This is a genomic window from Streptococcus sp. Marseille-Q3604, from assembly GCF_916619785.1.
Classification (GTDB): Bacteria; Bacillota; Bacilli; order Lactobacillales; family Streptococcaceae; genus Streptococcus.
This window is the reverse complement of sequence record NZ_CAKAKM010000003.1, coordinates 199,376-207,688: the sequence shown is the minus strand read 5'-3', so window position 1 is coordinate 207,688 and position 8,313 is coordinate 199,376. Positions and strand designations below refer to the sequence as shown.

Sequence of the window (8,313 nt, the reverse complement as noted above, 5' to 3'; positions counted from 1 at the left end):
GTATATTAGTTAGTGGTCGGGAAACCTTATCTAATATAACACTTTAGGGGGACTTTTTTTGATACATCGCTAAAAGCTTTTCGGAACCACTAGCACAGCTAGTGGTTTTCGTAAGACAAAAAGGTTTGGAACAATTTGTCCCAAACCTAATGCATCTTGTCATATTTAGACGCTTATTTAATTTCTTTAAAGGTCATTTTTTGTTTGACTTCACCCTGACCACCTTTGGCAATCTGGTAATAGAAATCTTTTGATGTGAAGTGGTCACCATAAGCAAAGACCTTGTTGTACTGCCATTGTGACAATTGATCATCCTCTTTTTTACCAAGAGTCAAAGTAGTTTTTGTCACACTGTATTCCCACTTAGCTGTTTGGTCATTATAGGCCTTGTCAAAATCAGTCTGGCTCTTAGCAGCATTAACCACTGTCGTACGATCCTGACTCACAAGCGCCTTATTACCACCCTCTTGGAAGGCTACATACATCACACGATTATTAACCTCACCGTTTAGAGTACTTGAGTATTGGTAAACCTTACCAGGTACAACACTATCTAAATGGTGTGTTCCCCAGTAATAGAAAGCACCAAATCCAGCTCCCGTAACCAAGAGACAAGCAAGAACAACACTAATAATGATATTTCTCTTTGACATGTCTTGCCCCTCTCTATTCGTCACCAGTTAGGTCAGAGAAAGTTGCCTCTGAGTCTGTTTCAGTGTGGCTTGAAGAACTTGATGATGAGCGTTCAAGGCTTGATGAGCTTGAACTCATGCGTGTTTCTGTTTGAGAATCATCACTTGATGAAGCCTTAGATTCAGATGATTTTTCAGTGCTTGATGATGAACTTTCTTTTTCTTTGTAAACATCAACGTTGAAAGCCCACTTATCACCCTTATAACTTACCTGAATTTGAGCATATTTTGCTTTGATAAGATCTGACATCTTACTATCACTGTTAAGAGCATCATAAATCTTTTGAGCGAGGGCTTTGGCATTGGCTTCCGTTTTGGCACCATCTTTAGGTCCATCTACAATGTCTTGAGCCTTAGGCGTTTCACCTTGAAGGTAAAGAGCTTTGCTTTCAGTGTCCTTCTTAGCGGTAGCATTTGCACCAGTCTTATCACCTTCATGTGAGAAGAAACTCCATGCAGGGCTACCTGAGCGTTTTTGTCGATAGACTTGTTCGAATTCACTTTGAACCTTATCTTGGAAAACATCATCAGTCAATTCTTTTTCTTTAGAACTTTCTGTACTTGCTTTGCTTTCACTACTGCTTGCTGTTGAGCTTGATGCAGAAGATGATGATGAAGATCCACTTGTTGAGCTTGATGAAGCATCTTTAGATTCTGATGATGTTGAAGATGATTCCTTGCCATCTTTAGAATCTTTAGTGTCTTTGTCGTTGTTATTGTTAGTCGTATTATTTGAGAATGAAACGCTATTGTCAGAATTATCTGGAGCGTAAATCACGGTATTCTTAGAATGGTCATCAGAGACAAAAGTGCTGTTATTGATAATCACTCGGTTGTTATCACCGTAGTAGTTGTTGATAACAATCTTAGAATGTGCACAACGGTAACCATTACCAGTCACATGGTAACCTGCTGGGACATCACCATCACGTTTCAAGATGAGGACGTCACCTGCGAAGATAAGGTCAATATTCTGAATATTGTTATCGTAGGCTAATTTTTCAATAGAAATTCCAGTTGCTTGAGAGATTCCCCACAAGGTATCTCCCCATTGAATCACGTACTGTTGACCATCTAACTGCTGTGGATTGATGTTCTGAGTTGTCAAATTATTTGTAATTTGTTCAGGTGTGCTGGCAATCCAGTTTGTAATATCAGCAGCGTGGGCACTCGTTTGATTTTGATAAAAGCTATCTGCTAACACAGATACCGTAGGCATCCCAATAGGTGCTAGTAAAGCGCCAAGCATCACGGCTTTACTAACATAATTTTTCTTTTTCATCGTATTTCCTCCTTATATCATACGAAACTTACTTTGCTATTGTACACCCTTTTTATTATATTTGTCAATAAATTCTATAACTTTCTAATCAAAGATTAATGCTAGTTAACGATTTGTCCTAAAAATAGACAAATCCTAGCTTTATTTATCTGACATTTAATCATTTGTCCTATCTTTAGAAGGTGATTTATGATACAATAATTATGACTATTTTATGGAGGACTAACATGTCAAATCAACACATGGAAGAATTGAACGATCAACAGATTGTCCGTCGTGAAAAAATGGCGGCCTTGGCTGAACAAGGAATCGATCCTTTTGGTAAGCGATTCGAACGCACAGCTACATCTGGTCAATTAAAAGAAAAATACGCTGATAAAACAAAAGAAGAATTGCACGAAATCAACGAAACTGCTACTATCGCAGGTCGTTTGATGACTAAACGTGGTAAAGGTAAAGTTGGCTTCGCCCACATCCAAGACCGCGATGGTCAAATCCAAATCTACGTGCGTAAAGATGCTGTCGGTGAAGAGAACTACGACATCTTCAAGAAAGCTGACCTTGGTGACTTCCTCGGCGTCGAAGGTGAAGTTATGCGTACAGATATGGGAGAACTTTCTATCAAGGCTACTCATATCACGCACTTGTCTAAAGCCCTTCGTCCATTGCCTGAGAAATTCCACGGACTTTCAGACGTTGAAACCATCTACCGTAAACGTTACCTCGATTTGATTTCTAACCGTGAAAGCTTTGACCGCTTTGTCACACGTTCAAAAATCATTTCTGAAATCCGTCGCTACCTCGATGCTCAAGGTTTCCTTGAAGTCGAAACACCTGTTCTTCACAATGAAGCTGGTGGTGCTGCTGCTAAACCTTTCATCACTCACCACAATGCACAAAACATCGACATGGTACTTCGTATCGCGACTGAGCTCCACCTCAAACGTCTTATCGTTGGTGGTATGGAACGTGTTTACGAAATCGGACGTATCTTCCGTAACGAAGGTATGGATGCCACTCACAACCCTGAGTTCACATCTATCGAAGTTTACCAAGCTTACGCTGACTTCCACGATATCATGAACTTGACTGAAGGTATCATCCAACACGCTACTAAAGCGGTTAAAGGTGATGGACCTATCAACTACCAAGGAACTGAAATCAAAATCAACGAACCATTCAAACGCATCCACATGGTTGATGCAATCAAGGAAATCACTGGTGTTGACTTCTGGCAAGACCTGACTTTGGATGAAGCCAAAGCAATCGCTGCAGAAAAGAATGTTCCAGTTGAAAAACACTACACTGAAGTTGGTCACATCATCAACGCCTTCTTCGAAGAATTCGTTGAAGAAACATTGATTCAACCAACATTCGTTTACGGTCACCCAGTTGCTGTGTCTCCATTGGCTAAGAAAAACCCAGAAGACCCACGTTTCACTGACCGTTTCGAACTCTTCATCATGACAAAAGAGTACGGAAATGCCTTCACCGAATTGAACGACCCAATCGATCAATTGTCACGTTTCGAAGCACAAGCTGCTGCTAAAGAACTCGGTGACGACGAAGCAACAGGCATCGACTACGACTATGTCGAAGCCCTCGAATACGGTATGCCACCAACAGGTGGACTCGGAATCGGTATCGACCGTCTCTGCATGCTTCTCACTGACACAACAACCATCCGTGATGTCTTGTTGTTCCCAACGATGAAATAATAATCATATCCCATTATTGAATAATGGGATATTTTTATATGAGGTATAAACGTGTTTAAAAAAATGAAGTCCCTTTTTAAGAAAAAATCAACTGTGGTTGAACAGTCTGAGACAAAGATCGAAGAAAGTCAATTAGACTTTCCCATAGACCGTGCAGATTATTTTTTCGATCACGCACTTGTATTTTATTGTGAAGAAAATAATATCCCTTCAGAAAAACTAAGCCAATCAGACATGCTAGAGATTAGTAAAAGAGCTGCTTTTCATCTCAGTATCTTCGTCGCCTGGCTAGCAAAACATGATTTTCTGAATCCCCAAAGTGATGGATTTAACCTTGAGGATGCACAAAAACTCAAGAATGAAACGATTACGGGTACAGACTATCTCTTTAAATATCTTGATGAAAAACTCTATTCAACTGATATCAGTAACACACTCCTTCCCTTCATCTCTGATTTTTATGAAGATTACATGGATTTCTGTTATACAGTCTTGGTTGATGATGTTGCTAGAACTGAATTTGACTGGAAAATCTATCACTTGGTTGAAGATGATATTGACGAGATGTTTAGTCAATATAAGACTCACATCAGACAATAAGAAAAACGCTTCCCTCAATCGAGAGAAGCATTTTCTTATGTCTAAAATTTTGCTTTTGATATGCCGACCAATTGTTTTAGCCAAATTTTTTACAATGGAAAATCTCTATAGGTGTTCGCCTTGGTAACAAAAATGATGTGCTTTTATAGCTTCGTGTGATGTTTTTAATCACTGTACCTACAAAGGTCAACAGTCTTCTAATTGAACAAAATATTTAGAAGCTTATTTTTGATATAATATTAGTAATTTGTATTCTTAGAAAGGGATTATACAATGCCAGAGGGAATTAATTTATTTCAGGACACTTTGATAAAATCACTTAAATTTGGTTTTGTTGATAACATTAAATATCAAGAGGGTGGATATTCTCCACAAATTCTTGTGAATAATAGCGATGAAAAGCGCTATGTCTTGACAGACCTACAGGAAGAATTGAGTAAGTGTAGTGCTTTCTACTTTTCTGTCGCCTTTGTCACTAAAAATGGAATTGCCATGATTAAGTCGCAATTATCAGATTTAATGGACAAGCAAGTTCCAGGAAAAATCTTGATTTCCCCTTATCTAGATTTCAACGACCCTGATGCAATGCGTGAGCTACTAAAACTCAAAAACGTTGAAGTCCGTTTAACGCCCGAAAAAATGCAGATGCACGCCAAATTCTATCTTTTCGAACACACTGGTAAACAGGTACTGATTTCAGGTAGTTCAAACCTCACACATACAGCTCTAAAAATTAATTATGAGTGGAATATCAAACTGACCTCTACTCATAACGGGGAGTTTATTCAAAATACCAAATCAGAATTTGACCGTATTTGGGAACAATCAGAGCTACTAACACACGAAATAATAGAGACCTATGCTAAAAAGAGAAAGAAAGTCATTAGTCTCACAAAGATTAATGATGAAGAAAAACTCCCTTATTCAGCTGAAAAAATTGTTCCTAATAAGATGCAAGAAGCCGCACTAGAAGGACTCAGAAATATTCGGGAACAGGGAAAAGACAGGGCACTCGTTATCAGTGCCACAGGTACTGGTAAGACATTTTTATCTGCCTTTGACGTTAAACAATATAATCCTGAACGCATGTTATTCATCGTCCATCGTGAACAGATTCTCAAAAAATCTTTAATAGATTTTCAAAAAGTTCTGGGTTTTAATCCATCTGAAGGACATATTTATCACTCAGGTGATGATTTAACTAGAAAAAAATATATCTTCGCGACTATCCAAACATTATCACGCGAGGATAACCTAAAAGCTTTTTCAAAAGACTTCTTCGACTATATTCTCATTGACGAAGTGCATAAGGCTGGAGCTGATTCATACAAAAAAGTTATGGACCATTTTACACCGAATTTTTATCTAGGTATGACTGCAACTCCTGAACGTACTGATGGCCAAAATATTTACGAGATTTTTGACTATAATATTGCCTATGAGATTCGCTTACAAGATGCATTAGAAAATGACATGCTCTGTCCTTTCGTTTATTTTGGTGTTAAAGACATTGAAATTGATGGTCAACTTATTGACGAAAAATCAAATATCTCAAACCTTACATCAGATGAGCGTGTCAAACATATTCTAAATAAAATTGATTTCTATGGTGTTTGTAATAATCAAGTTCGTGGACTTATTTTTTGCTCTTCAAAAGCAGAAGCCAGAGAATTATCAATAAAACTAAATCAACATGGAAAACGTACCATCGCATTGACTGGTGATGACGATATCAACTATCGTGAAAAGGTTGTTAAGCAATTAGAAGATGGGAAGCTTGAATATATCTTGACCGTTGATATTTTTAATGAAGGGATAGACATACCATCCGTAAACCAGGTAGTTATGTTGCGTAACACGCAATCAAGTATCATTTTTGTTCAGCAGCTTGGTCGTGGACTTCGTAAACATAAAAGTAAGGATTACGTTACTATCATTGATTTTATTGGTAATTACAAAAATAACTATCTGATTCCAATTGCATTATTTGGCGATAAATCTATGAATAAAGATAATTACCGTCGTGAATTGCGTGAACCAAATATCTTGAGTGGTTTAACAACCGTGAACTTTGAGGAAGTTGCTAAAGAACAAATCTTCAAATCGATTACAAACACGGTTCTATCTAACATGAAAATTCTCAAAGATACCTATACTGATCTTGAAAATAAACTTGGTAGAACGCCTATGCTAATCGATCATTTAACCTTTGATAATATTGATCCAATAGTATTTTTCAACAATAATAGCTTCAAAAACTATGCAGATGTTATTAACAAATTTTCAAACAAGACAATAGAACTCACTGACACCGAGAGTAACTGGTTGAGTTTTATCACATTTGAACTTCTTCCTGGTAAACGAAAACATGAGCTTCTTCTACTTCAGGAACTTATCAAAAAGTGTGAAGTCTCAAAAGATAAGTTTATTAAGATTTTGGAAACAGAACAATTATCTACTAAAGACTCAATTATCTCCTCCGTTGAAAATGTACTAAGTCTTCAATTTCTTAAATCTCAAGAGGTAAAAAAATTCGGCACAGAACCTCTGGTCACTCTAGAAAATAATGTTTATAAACTCAATCCTGAGGTTCTTGAGAGTTACAAGAACTCTGACTTCAGCTTGCTTTTCAATGATGTTATTGATGCAGGGCTCTATAAAACGAGAGATTATCCTGAAATATTTACAATCGGTCAAAAATATTCTCGTCGTGATGTCTGTAAACTTCTTAACTGGTTTAAAGATGAACCCCCACTTAACATCGGTGGCTATAAAATAGACAAGAATACTAACACTTGTCCAATCTTCATCACCTACCATAAGGATGATGAAATCAGTGATACTATCAAATACGAAGATGAGTTATTGAACGAGACTACTCTTAAGTGGTTTTCTAAAAACAAGCGTACACTTGAGTCTCCAGATGTAAAAACAATTATCAATTCACCTGAAAATGGATTAGACCTAAAATTATTTATTATTAAAGATGATGCTGAGGGTGGCGATTTCTACTATTTAGGTGACTTGACTATCGTGCCATCTACCGTTGAAGAATTAGTACGTCCACTTGAAAGCGGAAATGAAAGTATTGTTACTATGAACTTCAAACTAGATAATCCTATTCCTGACACCCTTTATCGTTACATAACTAATAAATAAGAGCACCACGCATGTGATGCTCTTATTTTGATAACAATTCTACAGCTGGTCGGTCTACAGGCGCCCAATTCAAAGTTTTCAAGCGATTAGGCTCTAGCCAAGCTGAATCCTGATGTTCCAACAAATCTAGATTTCCAGAAACGAGTCTGGCATGAAAGGTTTTCATAACAACTGTTCCAAAATCATAATCATAGGAAGCTTCATTAACGAAGGAAATAATCTCAATCTGAGAATTTAATTCTTCATGAATCTCTCGTATTAAAGCTTCTTCAGGTGATTCTCCTTCTTCCAACTTACCACCAGGAAATTCCCAGTATCCTCCTAAACTTTTTCCTTCTGGTCGTTGGGCACAGAAGATTTTTCCATCCTTTTCGATGGCTGCAGCCACAACATTTATGATTTTTTTTGACATGTAACATTCCTCCAGATAGTATTCTATCAAAAAGCTATCACGACAAGCAAACTTTAATTTATAATTTAAAAACGCTTCCCTCAATCGAGAGAAGCATTTTCTTATTTCCAAAATTTTGCTTTTGAAGCTGCTACCCAAACTGATAGACTGGCTAGAGCTGCTACTGCATAGATAGCGTATTGTTTCGCAGGGTAAATCCATGCTTTGTTTTCTTCATGCCAGCGAGACTTCCAGAGGCCGATGTAATCGCCCGTCATTCCAGGTTTTTTAAGGCGCTCCATGTAGTTGGCAGGTAGGTTATCTGGCTGATTCATCTGCACGTTAATGATAAAGATAACCAAAGCAACTGCGATGATAACTACGAGTGCCAGGGTAATCTTTTTCTTAGCTGTTAGTTGTAATGTTTTCAATTATTTTTCTCCCTCATCTATGAAATCATCTACTCTAATA

Annotated in this window: 7 protein-coding genes; 3 read left to right on the top strand and 4 right to left on the bottom strand. The window is 37.4% G+C overall.

What is annotated here, in order from left to right; genetic code table 11:
* Window positions 1–173: 173 nt before the first annotated feature.
* Window positions 174–653: a hypothetical protein gene (locus tag LG375_RS10500; protein WP_002885961.1), complete on the bottom strand. Its 480-nt coding sequence runs from the start codon at window positions 651–653 to the stop codon at window positions 174–176.
* Window positions 654–666: 13 nt separating this feature from the next.
* Window positions 667–1,974 (bottom strand): LysM peptidoglycan-binding domain-containing protein, encoded by a 1,308-nt coding sequence (locus tag LG375_RS10495; RefSeq protein ID WP_225745770.1) that lies wholly within the window; start codon window positions 1,972–1,974, stop codon window positions 667–669.
* A 227-nt stretch (window positions 1,975–2,201) separates the two neighbouring features.
* On the opposite strand from LG375_RS10495, the gene lysS reads away from it, so the two are divergent.
* The 3 genes from lysS to LG375_RS10480 all read left to right on the top strand — a co-directional run bounded on the left by lysS (window position 2,202) and on the right by LG375_RS10480 (window position 7,451).
* Window positions 2,202–3,692, top strand: coding sequence for a lysine--tRNA ligase (gene lysS, locus LG375_RS10490; RefSeq protein WP_225745769.1), 1,491 nt, complete (start codon window positions 2,202–2,204; stop codon window positions 3,690–3,692).
* Window positions 3,693–3,743: 51 nt separating this feature from the next.
* Window positions 3,744–4,292 carry a hypothetical protein gene (locus tag LG375_RS10485; protein ID WP_049545286.1) on the top strand — a complete coding sequence of 183 codons (549 nt, stop codon included), beginning with the start codon at window positions 3,744–3,746 and terminating at the stop codon, window positions 4,290–4,292.
* A 273-nt stretch (window positions 4,293–4,565) separates the two neighbouring features.
* Window positions 4,566–7,451, top strand: coding sequence for a DUF3427 domain-containing protein (locus LG375_RS10480; protein WP_225745768.1), 2,886 nt, complete (start codon window positions 4,566–4,568; stop codon window positions 7,449–7,451).
* A 22-nt stretch (window positions 7,452–7,473) separates the two neighbouring features.
* On the opposite strand, the gene LG375_RS10475 is transcribed toward LG375_RS10480, so the two are convergent.
* Window positions 7,474–7,863 carry a (deoxy)nucleoside triphosphate pyrophosphohydrolase gene (locus LG375_RS10475; protein ID WP_022495928.1) on the bottom strand — a complete coding sequence of 130 codons (390 nt, stop codon included), beginning with the start codon at window positions 7,861–7,863 and terminating at the stop codon, window positions 7,474–7,476.
* Window positions 7,864–7,964: 101 nt separating this feature from the next.
* On the bottom strand, window positions 7,965–8,273 hold the full coding sequence (locus LG375_RS10470; RefSeq protein WP_225745767.1) for a hypothetical protein: 309 nt from the start codon (window positions 8,271–8,273) through the stop codon (window positions 7,965–7,967).
* Window positions 8,274–8,313: the final 40 nt, after the last annotated feature.

Bases quoted from the DNA above. Each gene is read 5' to 3' on its own strand.
- LG375_RS10495 (WP_225745770.1), bottom strand. From the start codon at position 1,974: ATGAAAAAGAAAAATTATGTTAGTAAAGCCGTGATGCTTGGCGCTTTA.
- LG375_RS10500 (WP_002885961.1), bottom strand. From the start codon at position 653: ATGTCAAAGAGAAATATCATTATTAGTGTTGTTCTTGCTTGTCTCTTG.
- lysS (WP_225745769.1), top strand. From the start codon at position 2,202: ATGTCAAATCAACACATGGAAGAATTGAACGATCAACAGATTGTCCGT.
- LG375_RS10480 (WP_225745768.1), top strand. From the start codon at position 4,566: ATGCCAGAGGGAATTAATTTATTTCAGGACACTTTGATAAAATCACTT.
- LG375_RS10475 (WP_022495928.1), bottom strand. From the start codon at position 7,863: ATGTCAAAAAAAATCATAAATGTTGTGGCTGCAGCCATCGAAAAGGAT.